Annotated in this window: 13 protein-coding genes; 3 read left to right on the forward strand and 10 right to left on the reverse strand. The window is 54.2% G+C overall.

Translation table 11 applies throughout. The annotated features are described in order from the left end of the window. Nucleotides 1-611: 611 nt before the first annotated feature. The 10 genes from HMPREF1531_RS04020 to HMPREF1531_RS04065 all read right to left on the reverse strand — a co-directional run bounded on the left by HMPREF1531_RS04020 (nucleotide 612) and on the right by HMPREF1531_RS04065 (nucleotide 12,855). Nucleotides 612-1,658: a BtrH N-terminal domain-containing protein gene (locus tag HMPREF1531_RS04020; RefSeq protein ID WP_036897171.1), complete on the reverse strand. Its 1,047-nt coding sequence runs from the start codon at nucleotides 1,656-1,658 to the stop codon at nucleotides 612-614. Between the two features lie 762 nt (nucleotides 1,659-2,420). After that, the gene (locus HMPREF1531_RS04025; RefSeq protein WP_016668630.1) at nucleotides 2,421-3,923 is read right to left on the reverse strand and encodes a B12-binding domain-containing radical SAM protein; all 1,503 of its coding nucleotides are present in this window, start codon (nucleotides 3,921-3,923) and stop codon (nucleotides 2,421-2,423) included. A gap of 61 nt (nucleotides 3,924-3,984) precedes the next feature. Continuing rightward, nucleotides 3,985-4,815 (reverse strand): carbon-nitrogen hydrolase family protein, encoded by an 831-nt coding sequence (locus tag HMPREF1531_RS04030; RefSeq protein WP_036897174.1) that lies wholly within the window; start codon nucleotides 4,813-4,815, stop codon nucleotides 3,985-3,987. Then, nucleotides 4,808-5,407, reverse strand: coding sequence for a class I SAM-dependent methyltransferase (locus tag HMPREF1531_RS04035; protein WP_198010983.1), 600 nt, complete (start codon nucleotides 5,405-5,407; stop codon nucleotides 4,808-4,810). Before HMPREF1531_RS04035 ends, HMPREF1531_RS04030 begins: the two co-directional genes overlap by 8 nt. A 439-nt stretch (nucleotides 5,408-5,846) precedes the next feature. Then, nucleotides 5,847-6,752 carry an ABC transporter ATP-binding protein gene (locus HMPREF1531_RS04040; RefSeq protein WP_198010984.1) on the reverse strand — a complete coding sequence of 302 codons (906 nt, stop codon included), beginning with the start codon at nucleotides 6,750-6,752 and terminating at the stop codon, nucleotides 5,847-5,849. 61 nt (nucleotides 6,753-6,813) lie between these two features. Next, nucleotides 6,814-7,608 carry an ABC transporter permease gene (locus HMPREF1531_RS04045; RefSeq protein ID WP_016668635.1) on the reverse strand — a complete coding sequence of 265 codons (795 nt, stop codon included), beginning with the start codon at nucleotides 7,606-7,608 and terminating at the stop codon, nucleotides 6,814-6,816. Then, a complete protein-coding gene (locus tag HMPREF1531_RS14385) occupies nucleotides 7,605-8,456 on the reverse strand; it encodes a carbon-nitrogen hydrolase family protein (RefSeq protein WP_016668636.1) in 852 nt (283 codons plus the stop codon). Before HMPREF1531_RS14385 ends, HMPREF1531_RS04045 begins: the two co-directional genes overlap by 4 nt. Nucleotides 8,457-8,598: 142 nt before the next feature. Next, nucleotides 8,599-9,123: a hypothetical protein gene (locus HMPREF1531_RS13555; RefSeq protein WP_156860165.1), complete on the reverse strand. Its 525-nt coding sequence runs from the start codon at nucleotides 9,121-9,123 to the stop codon at nucleotides 8,599-8,601. Between the two features lie 311 nt (nucleotides 9,124-9,434). Next, on the reverse strand, nucleotides 9,435-10,373 hold the full coding sequence (locus tag HMPREF1531_RS04060; RefSeq protein ID WP_016668639.1) for a carbon-nitrogen hydrolase family protein: 939 nt from the start codon (nucleotides 10,371-10,373) through the stop codon (nucleotides 9,435-9,437). A gap of 10 nt (nucleotides 10,374-10,383) precedes the next feature. Beyond that, on the reverse strand, nucleotides 10,384-12,855 hold the full coding sequence (locus tag HMPREF1531_RS04065; protein ID WP_016668640.1) for an ATP-binding cassette domain-containing protein: 2,472 nt from the start codon (nucleotides 12,853-12,855) through the stop codon (nucleotides 10,384-10,386). 300 nt (nucleotides 12,856-13,155) lie between these two features. Here HMPREF1531_RS04065 and HMPREF1531_RS04070 point away from each other — a divergent pair, with 300 nt between their 5' ends. From HMPREF1531_RS04070 to HMPREF1531_RS04080, 3 genes are all read left to right on the forward strand, one after another. Next, complete coding sequence (locus HMPREF1531_RS04070) at nucleotides 13,156-14,346, forward strand: acetate/propionate family kinase (protein ID WP_016668641.1); 1,191 nt, start codon at nucleotides 13,156-13,158, stop codon at nucleotides 14,344-14,346. A gap of 175 nt (nucleotides 14,347-14,521) precedes the next feature. Next, nucleotides 14,522-15,295 (forward strand): SDR family NAD(P)-dependent oxidoreductase, encoded by a 774-nt coding sequence (locus HMPREF1531_RS04075; RefSeq protein ID WP_016668642.1) that lies wholly within the window; start codon nucleotides 14,522-14,524, stop codon nucleotides 15,293-15,295. Next, nucleotides 15,295-16,077 (forward strand): lysophospholipid acyltransferase family protein, encoded by a 783-nt coding sequence (locus HMPREF1531_RS04080; RefSeq protein ID WP_016668643.1) that lies wholly within the window; start codon nucleotides 15,295-15,297, stop codon nucleotides 16,075-16,077. Before HMPREF1531_RS04075 ends, HMPREF1531_RS04080 begins: the two co-directional genes overlap by 1 nt. Nucleotide 16,078: the final 1 nt, after the last annotated feature.

Genomic DNA, 16,078 nt, shown 5'->3' on the forward strand with positions numbered 1-16,078 from the left:
CCATGCACCACTTATCTGGGGCGCTGCGCAACATCCTGTTCAGCAGCTCCCGGTTCCGAAAGTATCAGACCTGAACGCTATGCGCCAGGCCGGTAGGTGACCAAGCTCATCATCGGTGACCTCACCCGTTCGCCGAAGGCCAAACTGGTCGACACCACCACCGCGTGACACCATTACAGCAGCCCGGAACGTAAAAGTATACCAAGTGAAAGCCGAGCCGTCTGGCACCCATCCCATTTGCGGCAGGCTGGATTACTAATCGAGCTCCGCGATTTATTGCTACCAAAAAAGACTGTCACCGCGAAAGGGATCTTCCTGCACAGGCGAAATAGCTGGTTAGGTTGAAAGACCACGTCACCAACATCAACTCCTAAATGATGCTGCCCTAACAAATCATAGATTCCTACCAGAACCTATGATGCGTCAAACAATCCTTCCATATCTCCAAACACAACCTACAAACCCAACTAATCTTCCACCACCAGCTTGAGGCCATACAAGCTACATTTAGTCATCGTTTCTGAGGTCAGCACCGATTCTTACCCACGACAAGACCATCATTCTCTAACGTTCCCCATCGCCAACCGCGTTCATTGTGAATCATAGCCTCTTCAAACCATCTTCAAACCATCCAAGGCCCGGCTTTCGATCTCCACCGCCTGGCCCACCCTGCTCACGACCAGCCCAGCAAGGCGTTCAACTGCCGAGTGCTCGACCCCAACTTCCCCAATCGCCAACAGTGCTTGACCAAGTTCGCTCCACAGCTCTCCGCTGGCATGGAAATACTCAGCTCCAGTCGCGTAGCGGTCATCTCCAGTCTCCTCGGCGAGCCGCCATAAGTAGCGTTCCATGATCGGGCGGTAAAGGCCACCGCCAGTTCCAAATGTCTCTATGGCGCGACCCAGGTGGAGTAGTTGCCGCTCAAGGGCATCAACTACTACAACGTCGCCGCGAGCATCGACATCCTCTACTTGCTCGCCAGTCTTCTGAGCCGGCCAAGCTCTCGCCGCCTTTATCAACTGACGCATCCCCGGGATACCAAAGTTTCGACTACCTGAACGAAGGACGTCTCGACAAAGATTCCTCACAGATACTGGGCCTATCGCCGCTAGCCTGACAGCGCGTCTTGGCATACTAAACGTATATGCTCGGTTTTCCGGATTTAGCGGAGCAGCACTGCGGCTGGACCGCGCGGTCTGGAGATTGCCACTAGTAACTTTCTGCAAGCTGTCGAAGGCGCTGTCAGAAATCACAAAATCATCGCCATCCCTACTGACAATATTGATCACATATCCCCCAAACGAGCTTTGCCCTTTAAGCCCCCAATAAGGCAACAAGCCAAGGTCAACGCGGATCAACACCGCTAAGTGCTTTTCCAAGAGACCCGCCAAACCATCGGTCGTGCGGGGAGCGTGGGATGTTGTCTCCACCCCCATCAAACGCATTGCTTTGAAGGGAAGTATCCCCTGCTTCCCGACGACCGTGTCCGGCGCACTCCCAGGAGCTGGGAAAAATGTGAAGCCAAACCCGCCATCAAGCCCGAAAACGACATCCTCGTCAATATCAAGACCATACGTCCAGAGAATTCTCGCTTGGCAAGCTGATTCGCAATGGATTCCGCGACGATGTTCATAACGTCGCACTTTCGGCTTACTCATGATCCTCTCACTTTCTCCAAAACATGATACACTACCTTTTGTTCTTACAGCAGCTTTTAATAACATATAAAAATACCTTAATACCTTTAAATATCTCTCTAAAAATTTTTAGTCACGGACCAGATAACATCATTTGGATGAAATTTATCAACTACCCGACATAGCCATCCACAGCCCTTTCTTGCGTAGCAGTCTTGAGTATTAATCAACTCCATGTAGTTGGCCAAACACGCTCCAAAGACAAATCAAATGCCACAGCACACACCTTGCGACAAACAAACTTAGCTAAGCTCACATTAGCAGTCCGATGGACCTATGGGAACATAGAGCTACCCCAATCACTCGTCTCTGGTATGAGGTGCATATGACCAGTAAAAATTGGAAGAGAAGCTTCCTACACAGATCATCGCATTGTGTCCAGTTTGGCATGTAGGGCTTAAGCCACGGACAACTGACCTCCAAAATCTATCATTAAGATCTCGTCCACTATCCGATGCAACAGAGCAAAAACCATCACACCCGTCACAATATTTTCTAGAATCTAAAATTTGCTGCGCAATAAGTAACCTTTCCTCTACATCAGCCTGAATCACATCCTCACCATCTAATTGACGAAGCAATTCGACTACCCTCCTGTTCGACAAGCTCCAGAATACCACTATTTTCCAGAAACATCGCTGTTACTTGGCAACGAATTCATGATCTGTTTCATTCTTAAAAAGCCACGCGCATGGGGCACGAGAGTGACAATTACTAGCCTATTCATGTAAGTCCTCTCGACTGCCCCAAAATTTGGAGATTCGACTTCGTTCGATAAGCACGCACCAACCTAGGCTTTCCACTCATAGTCCGCCCGTACTCTCTCCGCATCTCCAGAACGGCCTGATCAGACAGATTCGCACGTTCAGACAAAGACTGACCACGCAAGCCCCACCACAGATACCAATTCTTATGATTCAAGTATCTCTCGCGTACCAGTTCCAGAATTTTTGCTTCCTTTCTAATCTCAGGTTCAACATAGTATGCAGGGGTAAAAACACTTTGTCCCGATTCCAAAATTCCCGCCTCAACTGCTTGCCGATAAAGTTTCGTTCCACTTAGTATTCGAATTCCTAAATTCGCGTATATCTGAGATGGATTCAAAAATCTCTCCGAAATGTCGAGAGATTCTCGAAGGGCAGCAACCGTCTCTCCTGGACCACCAAGGAAGACGCAGTGCGTGTGCTCGATGGGACTATTGGTCAAGTACTGATCAACTTGTACCACCTTGCTCATGTCAAACCCCTTGTTGAGATTACTGAGCGCTTCATCCGTGAACGCGTCCGTCCCAAGATCGACACGAATGCAACCAGCCGCAGCCATGACATCCAGCAGCTCCGGAGTGACTGTGTTGGGGCTCAATTGGCAATACCAAGGAACGTCTAGATCTTTTCGGATCATCTCTTCACAGATCTGGAAAGCATAGTCTGGTGGAGAATTGAAGGTGGCATCCACGAGCTCGAATTCTTTCACCGCAGGATTCTCGACCACCGCCCGCCTGATCTCTGAGACTACTTCTTCCGGAGCCCGGTATCGTATCTTCTTTCCCTCGGTCTTCCGAATGATGCAGTACGAGCACGTAAGATTGCATCCTCGTTTTGTTTGGAGGGTCTCAATCGCTGGTTGGCTCTCACGCGTAAGATCAGAAATAGCCGACACTTCTGTCCTAAAATACCGGCGATCATACACCGAGCGATCAGGTACCAGCGTCCGCTCATTAAAAGAAAATTCTGGGTGATTTTGAACGTAGTTACCGTCACAATCGACGTAGCATAGACCGGGGACCGTTGACAGATCTCCTTCCTTCTGTAGACGGTCTATCAACATGACGATCGAACTTTCACCGGCACCACACACGCCAAAGTCTGGTCGCGCATACTCAAAAAATGCCATCGGTTCGACAGAGAATCCGGTCCCACCAATAACCACTTTGGCGCTAGAGTACTTTTTCACGCACATGACAATCTTCTCTATCAAGGGCGCAAAAAATATAGGATCTACGTACGTGAGATTGTCAAGATTTCTGACAGCTATGCCAACGACATCAAACTGTTCCTCGGCAAGACACTTCCGCACTGCTTGGATCTCACGAGCTTCCCACAATAGATCCAGCACTCGAACCTCATGCCCTGCCTGCTTCAAAGCAGCACTGATGTACGCCATCCCGATAGGTAGCGCGGGCCTAGGAACCCTGATCTTGTTCGTAGATATCAGAAGCACCTTCATGACTGCTTCGAGCTCCTTTCAAATCTTATCATCAGCACGGTGTGGGTTACCTTACAGTCTTCTACAAAGGCGCGTCAGTCCTCAGGGACGCCTTGGAGTAGTAACGCCTCATCCGCTCGAAATCAATGTCAACATGGACAGTTCCCTCCTCTTCATCGAGGACAGCGAATCTTTCCTCCCCATCCATAAAATCGCAGCGTTCCCAGTCCAGGTACAGGGGATCCGCCACAATCTGCGTTCGCCCCATATAGCTGAAACCCGCGTAAAGGTTAGTGCCCACACCCGATGCAAAAACGAATAAACATTCAGCGTCCATTGCCCTGACGAGAATCCGCGCTTCAGCTACGTATGCATACGTAGCCGGAATGAGCGCCGAACATACAATAATGTCAACATCTGCCCTTAGATGGGCAGCAGCACAATCCGAAAAGTTGAGATCATAACCTTGCATGAGTCCCACTCTTCCCATCGGCAAATCAAAATGGGGATAGCTCTCCCCGGCAGAAATATATCGACGTTCAAGTTCATGCAGGTGCACCCGACGATAGACGCCGACCAGCCCATCTACTGGTGCTACTATTACAGAAGTGCTGTAAAATTCGCCACCGTCCGCCCGTTCGAGAAGACCCGCTACAAGATGAATGTCCAGCTCTCGAGCCAAGCCGTGCAACCATTCCGTGTCAGGTCCAGGAATGGCGCTGGCGACGCTAGACACTTCCAAAATATCACCGGAAGTGAGGATCGCTTCCGGTAGGCAGATGAGTTTAGCTCCTTCTCCTGCCGCCCGTCTAATTGCCTTCTCAGCTCGACGTTTGTTGGCGGCTTTCCGCCCGATCCGAGATTCTAGTTGAACCGCAGCAATTCGTTGCTCTGTCACGGCAGCCTCACCCATTCAAAGGACGCGAAGACATTATCAGACCTAAATCTTCCTCAATAACATACCAATCATCCAATCCCGCTTCCAAAAGAAGGGCTTTTGCCTCCGCCTTCGTGTAGGCAGCTTGAAGTTGACGCATAAAGTGGTCACCGCTTTCCTTAACAAATTGAAGAATAAACGTTATAAACCCCTCGTCAGCATGTCGATTCGAGTCACATAGTACGACCGTCCCATTTGGGCGGCAGATTCTCGACGCCTCCTTCAGAGTTTCGACGGGATGCTTCCATCTATGCATGGAGGAGAATGAAAACACTATGTCCGCACAACTATCTGGAACGGGAAGCCTATGAAGGCTAGACTTCTCAACTTCCATGTCCACTTCTGCATTTGCCCAGATGGCCAAAGCAAGATTCTCTTCAGCCACTTCGATCAGCTCGGCAACCTCGTCAAATCCGGTCACTTGCGCTCGCGGAAGACGTCCAGCAATGTGCAGGCCGAGCAATGCCGTGTTGCAGCCGAGCTCAATCATCTCGAGAGGCTCTTGACCGACGAGGTCTAAGATGCGCTCAGCTGGGGCACGAAACGCCATAAGCGCTGATTTGCGCATTCCAAGATCATACGATCGTGCTGTGACCAAGTCTGGGAATGGCTGGGTCAAGGGGACCCGGTCGACCAGATCCAGAAGTCTATGCTCGCTCATCGCATGTGCTCCTTGTTCTCGTGCCTCGCAACTTTCGTACTCAGACTCGCCGCTCTCCCCTTGAGCAATCTGTCGTTAGCCGTAGGAAAGGATATTTTATTCAACTTGAGCGGCTGTAGGTCTTCTTGAATAAGCAATGATATACCTGAGCCTAGATGCTGTGGACACCGTCGAGGCTCCCTTAAATAAAAAAATCTACATGTGCTATCAAAGTAAAACCATCCAGCATCATGCTTTTGAATGTCAGGTTCATTGAACCACCAATATTTTCTGCCCCATCCAGTATCCCGTTCCGGACATTCCTTCCGATAAGAGATACTGATAATCTTAACCAAAATGCTCATCGTTACTCGCTTCCGTCACGTTGCACCAGTTGCGCAATCACATCAGCCAAAGAGGGAGTGCTTAGCTTCGCCAGTCGCAAAGTGAGACCATCCAAGCTTGCAGCACTCACAAGATCGGTGAGCGCGTATCGATCATGGGGATTTATCAGCTCCACCAAGACACCATCATCCGTGGCACATACTCGACGAACTGAGGTCTTAAGTGAAGGAAGGTTGGCCGCCCATCTCTGCAGAGCGCCAATCTCCTCGTGCGTGTTTGCTTCGAGGATGAGTGAAGCCGGTGCATCGCCCGCCAACAGATGTGTCAAGGAAGTACCCAGGATCTGCCGTCCTTGATGCAAGACAGTCACCGAATCCGCCAAGGCCTCCAGTTCGCTTTTGTGATGACTCGCGAAAACGATAGCCACGCCTTCTTTTTTCAGCTCCCCCAGCAACCCCAACACTGTTTCTTGAGCGGTCGGGTCAAGACCAGCCGTCGGTTCGTCAAGCACAAGCAGATCCGGTTGATGAGCGACTGCGCAGATGATGTGCAGCTTGCGCTGGTTACCGCCAGAAAGGGTTCTGACCTCTTGGTCCTCAAATTGCACGAGCCCAGCACGATGGACAAGCTCAGTATAGCGCTTCAAGGCCGCGCGCCGGAGCCTCAGCTGATGCTGAAGATAGGTCCGGACAGAAACGCCGTCTGGAAGCTCCTTTGACTGCTGCACGTAGCCCAAATGCTGACTTACACGTCCCCAATTCCTGGGAGACTCTCCACATATGCGGATCTGGCCCTCAGAAGGGGCGAGGAGTCCGGCAACCAGTCGGATAAGGGTCGTTTTCCCTGCGCCATTGGTTCCCACCACAGCGAGAGCCTGACCACTTTCGACTGCCAGTGAGATGTCCCTGAGTGTGAAGGCATCGCTCACTCTGTAACCCAATCCCTGGATCCAGAGAGTAGCGTCGTGCTCGCTATGTCGGCTTCGTCCTCTAAACACGGCCAATACTCCTTCGGAACGTGTACGCAGCCACTGCCACGGCAGCAATTCCGTAAAAGACTGCTACGATCAACGTCAACATACTTGGGGAGGGACCCTGCCCCAGCGCCGCGCGAAAAATTTCAACATGAGCGGACAATGGGAGCCGCGCCATAATCTCTCCTACCCAGTCTAAATTTGTCAAAGGGTAAAAAATTCCTGCAAAGTACATGATTGGTATCACAATAATGTTGATGACTGCGGGAAATGATATCTCATTCGTGAAACACGCCACAAACGTCCCCAGACCAGCAAAAAAGAAAGATCCGGAGAACAACGCTAGAAACAGCAGAGGCCAAGAAGACACTCGCGCCTCAAAAAACAAGATTCCAATTATGAACACAGTCACAAACTGAAGCAAGCACTTGAAAAGAACGCCAATGAGTCGAGCGACTAAAAACCCTGAATACGACAGAGGAGAAAGAATCAGATCTTCAATTGTGCGTCGACTCCGATCGATGATGATCGTGTATCCAATGGTGTAAGTGCAGGCAAACATCACGCCGCACGCAAGAATCCCCGGGAAAACGAAGCCAAAGAAACTAGAAGCATCTCCTGTTGGACTGTTCATCTGTCGAGTAGCGGCTCCAAACGAGAGTACCATTGATACACTTGTAAGGAATGTCGACACAGTGAAAAGCTTATTCGCGAAAAACTGTCGAATGTCCAGAACCACAAGTTCGAAAACGTCCTGGATCCATCTTGTGACTGCCAAATTTTTCTTTGGTTCCTCCAAGTACCTCGTCATGACCGCCCCCTATGAATCGTCTTCCAAAGCGTTTGCGCATCAGTCCGAAACGGGGTCTTATCCCTAGTCTTGCGCTGCATTTTCAACGAGATCTCAGCGTGCACCAGGGCCTCCCAGGACTCAGGTCCTGCGTCCGCCAAGACGTCTGCGTCGGACGCACCCGCAGCATCCCAGACAAGACCATCCACGATCATGCTTCGTCCAAAATAAGGCATCCGTAGAAATCGATTGCTACCAACTGAATCACAGAATACAATGGTGCACGCATTATCTGCCGCACGAGCACGGACGATCGAAGGAACGGCATGAGAATATGGCGCGAAAAGATTGGCCACGGTTACAATGATATCCGTCGAATCTAGGAGGTAGTGCCTGCTTGCCTCAGGGTATCTGATATCATTTCCGACTAATAGCCCGATTCTTCCTAGGTCGGTGTCAATCGCCGGGGTCACCGACCCAGTCGATATGTAGTCGGCCTCGCCCGCCCATGTGCAGGTTCGTCGATACCAGCCCGCTATTTCACCACTCGGAGTCACGAGCGCTGCAGCATCGAACACGTCGCGATCTTCGTTGAGAAGTACCCCGGCTACGATGTACATCCCTAAACTTCGGGCCTGCTGTGCAAGAAACTCAGCTATCGGTCCGTCCGCTGCTGTGGAATCTTGGCGAACGGAAGGGAGGTTCATTCCCGTCGCGAAGGCTGCTGGCAAACAAGCCAGATTCACACCACGTTCAGCAGCCGAACGTAGCATTGCCACTGCAGTTCTAAGATTTTCGTCACGTGAACCGGGTCGCGACTCCATCTGAAGAGCCGCGAGTCGAATTTTTCTTCCACGTATGATGCTCACCGTTTCTCCAATTCAGAATGCGAGTATAAAACTGTGTCGCTAACTCGATGCCGTGTCTGGGACACGTAGCATGACTGGTTCAAAACGACGAGAGTTTTTCTGATGCGAGAGTTTACCTGATGCCTGGAATTCACTGTGCACATCAAGCCTCCACCTCACAATCACACTTTTGCATGCCGATTCGCTCATCACCCGAAAAGTCTACCTCAGTGAGCGTGCGATAGAGACTAGGACGTCTGGACCACAATCCGAACCACATCGTCTGTTGGAACTGCAGATCTGGTTCGCGAACCCTTACGATGGTGTCCCTGCTCCAGTCGCCCTCTACCACTGCATCCTCTTCTTCAAGACGGCCCACGAAACCCTCGGGCATAGCAATAGAGCTCCCGCCCAAGGCGCCACATCCCAATGAGCCAGCAAACGCGATTCCCACTGTGTTGATGGTAGCAATCCCCCAGATGGCGGCCACCTGTGCAGCCCTCCTGCTCCCGGTGATAGCGCCTGAGACCAAGAGCAACTCTGCTCCCTTGAGGCACTGGATTCGGACGGGCTCGATTAGCCAAAAGTCGGGCCCGAGCACGAGCCCCAAGGATCCAAGAGGGGACTCAACAATGGGAAAATCGTCTCCGGTCGCAGTTGAGCCGTCTGAAAGGATCTCACGCTCCACGCGGGCAAGCTCCCTTCCATCTGGTCCTAACAAGCGGGCCACTTGTATTCGGATACCCCGGGAGCGTTCCTCGGGCCAAGATCCCGTATAGACATATAACCGCTCAGAACGGGCATAGTTAGAAAGCAATTCAAGCCACCTGCGACTCAATAACGACGACGGAATCTCTGGGTTCCCAAACCCCGTGAATACCGCCTCCGGTAGGACGACGACTCCATCACAACTCCCCCTGATCTTCGACAAGGATCGGATAACCGCCCGCTCATTGGCCCTACAGTCCCAACCGCTACGTACTTGCGGAATTATGATTCTCATTTCTTTCTCCTCCCACCCATCTCCGGAACCTCGCGCGTATCCGACATCGACGGTGCCCCAATGTTCATCTGCAACTCCGCAGTGAGATCTCGTCTAATGCCAACGTATGGGTCAAGAAGCGGTTGATAGGCTTGCGGGCGACGTTGTGCGATCCAAGAGCGTGCATCACAGTCGTTCAGGCGTTCTAGATCCAAATCGACCAAAAGAGTCTGAGTCCCGTCGGAGCCAGCTCGAGCAATCACAGTGCCGTTAGGATCCGCCACAAGACTTGTGCCTGCAAAACGGACCTCAACCTTGCGTTCTCCGCGCCTGCCTTGAACGCGACCAACTGAACTGGCGTAGACGAGATACACGCCGTTCATATATGCCGCAGTACTCAGTGCATTCACCATGAGACTCTGGTTTTGGATCAAGGTTCCACCAGGTACAAATATAATCCTTGCGTGCGCCAGTGCGAAGACACGAATTACCTCTGGGATCCAGAAGTCCGAGCACACAGCCACCCCAATGCGTCCTAGCCCCGTGTCAAATGTTTCCAAGGAATCTGCTTGACAACACAGAACCATTTCATTTCCGAATGCGTGGGCCTTGACTGCGTTCCCCGCGATATGTCCTGTCGGATTGATGAGTAGTGATGAATTTCGGTACATTCCATCAGTCATATTCTCAACCAAGGAGCCTAAAACAATGTGCGTCCCTACGGACCTTGCAAGTTCGCAAAATTCATCAGTGATTGGACCGGGGATTACTGTATCGGTCACTCCCTTCAATTCGCCCTGCCCCGGCATGTACCAAGGGGGACCTAAGAAGAATTCAGGAAAGCATACGAAGTCAACGTGACCATACTGCGCTATGTCTCGAACCGCCCGGTAAGCCCTTTCCAATGCCTCTTCAATATTTTCAATCCATTCTGACTGTATGACTGCAACCTTCATTAGAACCTCCTCATGCGCTCTTCTGAGGCATTGCGGACCGAACGACATCCTTAGAGGATCTTAGAAAAGATCCCGTCTTGTTATTCTGATTCATTAACAGTGAGTCAGGCCGACTGCATTGAAGTACTTTCCCGCCTGACCGTCCCGCACCAGGTCCCATGTCAATCACCCAATCACAGACCTCAATTACTCGAATGTTGTGCTCGATGGCAAGGACTGTATTCCCTGTTGAGATCAGGCGTTCAAAAAGTGCCAGCAGGTGACGGATGTCGGCCGGATGCAGACCCCGGCTCGGTTCATCAAAGATGAACAGAGTTCCACTCCTTCTCTGTTTGAGCAGCTCTCTGGCGAGATTGAGACGCTGCGCTTCTCCACCGGACAAAGTGCTGGTTGCAGTACCTAATTGAAGATACCCAAGTCCAAATTCGAGAAGAACTTCGAGGATTTCTGCTGTCTTCTTTTGTCCCCGGAAGCGGAACCATTCGTGGGCGTCGGACAAATTCAATGACAGGACATCATGGATATTTAAGCCATCCAGACTTATGCCCAGCACCTGCTCTTGAAACCGTTGTCCCCCACATTCCGGACAGAGAACCGTCTCACTGCGGAACAGAGAAAAATCGACCTCCATCAGACCGAGACCCTTACATGCTTCGCATCGTCCACCTGGCACATTGGTACTGAATTGGGCCTGACTCAACCCTGCCTCGATAGCTTGAGGTGCGGCCGCAAATGCATCTCTGATCTGCTCGCTCACGCCTATGTAGGTTGCGAGGCTGCTCCTACTGGATCGACCCAAAGCCCGCTTCTGCACGTACATAACGTCTTCGATATTCACCCCACCTACAACGGTTGGCGATTCGTCAGACCCAGTAGGCGCAATCACAGTGAGTCTGTCATGGATGGCAGACACCAACGAACTTTTTCCTGCGCCCGAGACTCCCGAAACACATGTGAGCGCCCTTAAGGGGATTTGAACGGAAGCATTGTGTACGTTGTTCTTGCAGATCTTGTGGATCTCCAGCCAGTCACCCCTGTCTACATTAATGCGGCGCCGCTCGATAGGATCAGCCATAAGGGCCGCCCGCGTTACGGAAGTTGGACAGTCGAGAAGGTCAGCATAGATCCCTTCGAAAACAATCTCTCCTCCTTTCACTCCGGCTCCCGGTCCGAGCTCAATGATCCAATCTGCCGCGCGGATGATAGCCTCATCATGTTCGATGACAATGACTGTATTGCCCAAGTCGCGCAATCGCCTCAGGGACTGGATGATTTGTGCCGTTTCGCTGTCATGAAGGCCAGCGGTCGGCTCATCCAAAATGTACATGACCCCCGTGAGGTCGCTTGCCAGATGCTGAGCCAATAGGAGTCTCTGCAACTCGCCGCTAGACAACGTGATTACGGTTCTGTTTAATTGCAAGTGTCCCAGACCCACTTGACAGATGTTGGTGAGTTGCTTTCGAATCGCTTCTGCCACGTCACGTACTTGCACGGGCAGATCATCACCAATGATCAGTTGTTCGAGATCTGCACAGACGTCAACGAGCTCTCTATTCTGAAAATCCGTGATCGAGCGGCCCGCGAGCGTTGCTTGAAGGGATTCCTGCCGCAACTTGGCCCCACCACAGGAGGGACACACCTCCTCCTCAAGAAGCTGCGCGAGTACTTCACGTCGCCTTGCGGTCGATGCGCCGCGGTATGCGCGATCGAGAAAGTCAAGGATTCCCTCGAACCGCACATCGTTGGTGACCTTTCTGACCTTGATAGTGTATACTTTTGGCGATCCGTGAAGGACTAATTCTCTTTGCTTCTCGGTAAGATTCTCGAATGGAGAATTCAAGGGTATCCCCTCATCCGCCGCCATTGCCTCGAAAGCCTTCCGAATATTGGGCACGGCAAACGTTCCGGAGGGCGCGGCATCCCAGATATCATTCAAGGTTCTGGAACGATCTGGGATAATTCGGTCCATGGAGAACTGAATCATCTTGCCCATCCCGTCACATTCGAGGCACTTGCCTTCACGACGATTCGGGCTGAAATGCTGAGGGCTCAGCGGCTCCGCAAAGCATCCGCAGTCCTCACACAGGAGGTCAGCATCTGTGACCCGCAGGCACACGGGACACACCGGCCACGCACCCGCACCGAACATCAAGCGAAGCAACCCATCTATTCCAGTGAACGTGCCCACGGTTGACCGTGGGTTGGAGTAGCCCCCGTCGCGCTGTCTCAGGGCTACTGGTGGTTGAACTCCTGAGATTCGGTCAGCTTGGTAATCGCCGTCTCCTAAGTCTATGGCCTTGCTGGACAGTGCCCCCAGGTAGAGCGATTTCGAGTACTCAAACAAAGTATCGACGATCAGGGATGACTTGCCCGATCCGGACACTCCAGCCGCGACGACGAGCTTCCCCTTGGGGATCGCCACACGAACGGCTTTAAGGTTGTGGGTTGACACCCCTTCCAAGACGATACTCTCGAGACCCATCGACCCTCCCATGCGCGCTAGTGAAAGATCCATTAACCTTAGTATTCCACACTGGAATAGATATGTCAATGCTGTCGCGTCACAATAGTTCTGTAGGGTTGCTTAACCACGGGCCCCGAACAGTCTTCCCGATTCACTACTATACGCGACGAATCCGTGTGAGGTTCCAAGACCTTCTGGTCGAGGTTTGCAATGTCTCCTTGGCTTCGATGTTCCACCTAGCACAAGGTGGTCAGTTCAGCGCTAGTCTGTGCCTGTCACATTTTCACCCGAAGTCGTCGTGAACAAGGAGTTCCACCCATGTCCAAGCCAATCCTCGTCCTCAACTGTGGATCATCGTCGATCAAGTACCAGATGATCGACACCGACACCGAGGAGGTGCTGGCCAAGGGTCTGGTGCAGCGCATCGCCACCGGAACCACCGGAACCATCGACCACGAGGTGCTGGGTGCCGACGGCGGGGAGTACCACGCCGACCGTGACCTGCCCGACCACGAGATCGCGTTGTCCGGTGTCTTCGAGCTGTTCAACCAGCATGGCCCCGACCTGTCGGCCACCGTCGCCGTAGCCCACCGCACCGTGCACGGCGGCGATAAATTCTCCGCGCCGACCCTACTCACCGACGAGGTGCTGGACACCCTCGTCGAGCTCTCACCACTGGCACCACTGCACAACCCGGCTGGCATCTCCGGTATCCGGGCGGCCCGCAAGCTGCTCGCCGACGTGCCCCACGTGGGCATCTTCGACACCGCATTTTTCGTCAATATGCCGGCCGAGGCCTACACCTATGCCGTCGACACCGATGTCGCAGCCAAGACCTCGCTGCGCAAATATGGCTTCCACGGCACCTCGCACCAGTTCGTCTCCCAGGCCGTCTCCCAGCTGCTGGGCCGCGACGACCTCAAGCAGATCGTCGCTCACCTGGGCAATGGCGCATCCATCTCCGCAGTGGATGCCGGGCATGCGGTTGAGACCTCGATGGGGCTCACCCCGCTTGCCGGTCTGGTGATGGGCACCCGCTGCGGTGACATTGACCCGGGCGTGCTGCCCTACCTGGCCCGTCAGTTGAATCTGTCCATCGAAGAGGTCGACAACCTGCTCAACAAGAAGTCGGGCATGTTCGGGTTGTCCGGGCACACCGACATGCGCGACGTCTCGGCGGCCATCGAAGCCGGCGATGAGCGCACCAAACTGGCGATGGATGTCTACACCCACCGGCTGGTGTTCTACATCGGCGGCTACGCCGCCCTGCTCGGCGGACTGGATGCCCTGACCTTCACCGCCGGGGTGGGAGAGAATGCCGATGACGTGCGCAAGAACGTCTGCGACCGGCTCGGTTTCCTGGGCGTCGAACTCGATGAGGAGGCCAATAAGGTGCGTTCCAAGCAGCCTCGGGTCATCTCCACCCCGGGCTCGAAGGTGAAGGTGCTTGTCGTCCCGACCAACGAGGAGTTGGCGATGGCTCGCCAGGCGATCGCCCTGATCGACTGAGTCGCTCGTGTAAAGGGCGTCTACTGCCGCCCACCCAAGAATGTGGCCGATGGACACCTGGGGCTAGGGCCCATCGGTCACATTGCGCCGGGGGACCGGGCTCATCGACCGGGGCCGCGGAAACCTACGGTCCCGGAACCGGGCAGGTGCAGCGCCCGGGGACTACTCTTGGCACATGGCCACAGCACTCATCACCGGGGGTACCTCCGGCATAGGCTTGGCCTTCGCGAACGAGTTGGCGGCCAGGGGCCACGACATCGTGCTCGTTGCCCGCGACGAGCAGCGCCTCGCCGACGCCGCCAACGACATTGCCTGTACCCACGGCGTTGCGGTGGAGACCATCATGGCCGATCTCGGAGTGCGCAGCGACCTCGACCCGGTGATTGACAGGCTCACCGACGAGGACCGCCCCGTCGAGGTATTGGTGAACAACGCCGGCTTCGGGCTGAACGCCTCATTGCTGTGCGACAACACCACGATCCAGGAAAACGCGATGGCGGTCATGTGCACCGCGGTGCTCATCTTGGCCGGGGCTGCCGCACGCGGCATGAAGCGTCGCGGCCACGGAGTGGTAGTCAACGTCTCGTCGGTCTCGGCTTGGATTCTCAAGGGCAACTATTCAGCAATCAAGCGCTGGGTGCTCACCTACTCCAAGGCCCTGGCCCTGGAGTTGGAGGGCACTGGAGTGCAGGTGACAGCAGTATGCCCGGGCTGGGTCAAGACCGAACTGCATGCCCGCGCGGGGGTGCCGCGCCCGAAGCTTCCCGAGTGGGCATGGGTAGAGGCCAGCCAGGTCGCGGCCTGCGCCCTCGATGCTGCGCAGCGGGGCCGCACGGTGGCGGTCCCGTCGGCGGTGTGGCGGATCGCGGTATGGGTCTTGGAGCATGCTCCCGAGGCGCTGGGTCGCTGGGTCGCCCGCAAGATAACTTCCTCAAGGAGCAAGAACTGATGGCAGAAATCGGCGGGGGCCGGAGACGGTTCACCTCCAACACCAACGCCTGGACCACCTCGGCAGCCCAGCAGCTGCTGCTCAAACCTGCGGTGTGGTCGGTGCTCGACGTCCACGTGCACGGCACCGAGAATCTGGTCGGCGTGCAGGCCCCTTACATCGTCATCGGTAACCACTCCTCCCATTTCGACGCGCCGTTGATCATCGGGGCGCTACCCAAGAAGCTGAGCCGTCGCCTGGCCACCGGAGCAGCCGCCGACACCTTTTTCACTAGGCGTACCACGGCCACCGCGATCCAGCTGTTCATGAACGGTTTCCCGGTCAACCGTTCGGGCACCCGCTCCCACCGCGGCATGGCCAAGCAACTGCTCAGCGACGACGTGCCACTGTTCCTCTTCCCGGAGGGCACCCGCTCACGGTCGGGGGGCATGGGCCCGTTCACCCCGGGGGTTGCCGCATTGGCTATCTCCTTCAACTGCCCGGTGATCCCCTCGGCCGTCGTCGGGGCCTATGCGGCCTGGCCGCCCAAGCAGAAGCGCTGGTCGCCGGGGCGTCCCGAGGTGCACGTCAATTTCGGCATCCCGATGCGTCCACGCCCCGGGGAGATCGCCCATGAGTTCAACGAGCGGCTGCGTCTCAAGGTCATTGAGCTGCACGACTCGATCGCCACGGCCTATTCGATGCCCACTCAGGCCGAGATGTTGCACCGCGCCGCCCTGGAGCCCGGCATGTCCTCCCGTCCACCAGTACGCCGCCCCGAGCAGGGCGACGACAACCAGTAGG

It is taken from the genome of Propionibacterium sp. oral taxon 192 str. F0372, assembly GCF_000413315.1.
Taxonomy (GTDB): Bacteria; Actinomycetota; Actinomycetes; order Propionibacteriales; family Propionibacteriaceae; genus Brooklawnia.

What these genes read in the sequence shown, in the direction of transcription:
- HMPREF1531_RS04020 (WP_036897171.1), bottom strand. Translation starts at nt 1,658, where the DNA reads ATGAGTAAGCCGAAAGTGCGACGTTATGAACATCGTCGCGGAATCCAT.
- HMPREF1531_RS04025 (WP_016668630.1), bottom strand. Translation starts at nt 3,923, where the DNA reads ATGAAGGTGCTTCTGATATCTACGAACAAGATCAGGGTTCCTAGGCCC.
- HMPREF1531_RS04030 (WP_036897174.1), bottom strand. Translation starts at nt 4,815, where the DNA reads ATGGGTGAGGCTGCCGTGACAGAGCAACGAATTGCTGCGGTTCAACTA.
- HMPREF1531_RS04035 (WP_198010983.1), bottom strand. Translation starts at nt 5,407, where the DNA reads ATGCGCAAATCAGCGCTTATGGCGTTTCGTGCCCCAGCTGAGCGCATC.
- HMPREF1531_RS04045 (WP_016668635.1), bottom strand. Translation starts at nt 7,608, where the DNA reads ATGACGAGGTACTTGGAGGAACCAAAGAAAAATTTGGCAGTCACAAGA.
- HMPREF1531_RS04060 (WP_016668639.1), bottom strand. Translation starts at nt 10,373, where the DNA reads ATGAAGGTTGCAGTCATACAGTCAGAATGGATTGAAAATATTGAAGAG.
- HMPREF1531_RS04065 (WP_016668640.1), bottom strand. Translation starts at nt 12,855, where the DNA reads ATGGGTCTCGAGAGTATCGTCTTGGAAGGGGTGTCAACCCACAACCTT.
- HMPREF1531_RS04070 (WP_016668641.1), top strand. Translation starts at nt 13,156, where the DNA reads ATGTCCAAGCCAATCCTCGTCCTCAACTGTGGATCATCGTCGATCAAG.
- HMPREF1531_RS04075 (WP_016668642.1), top strand. Translation starts at nt 14,522, where the DNA reads ATGGCCACAGCACTCATCACCGGGGGTACCTCCGGCATAGGCTTGGCC.
- HMPREF1531_RS04080 (WP_016668643.1), top strand. Translation starts at nt 15,295, where the DNA reads ATGGCAGAAATCGGCGGGGGCCGGAGACGGTTCACCTCCAACACCAAC.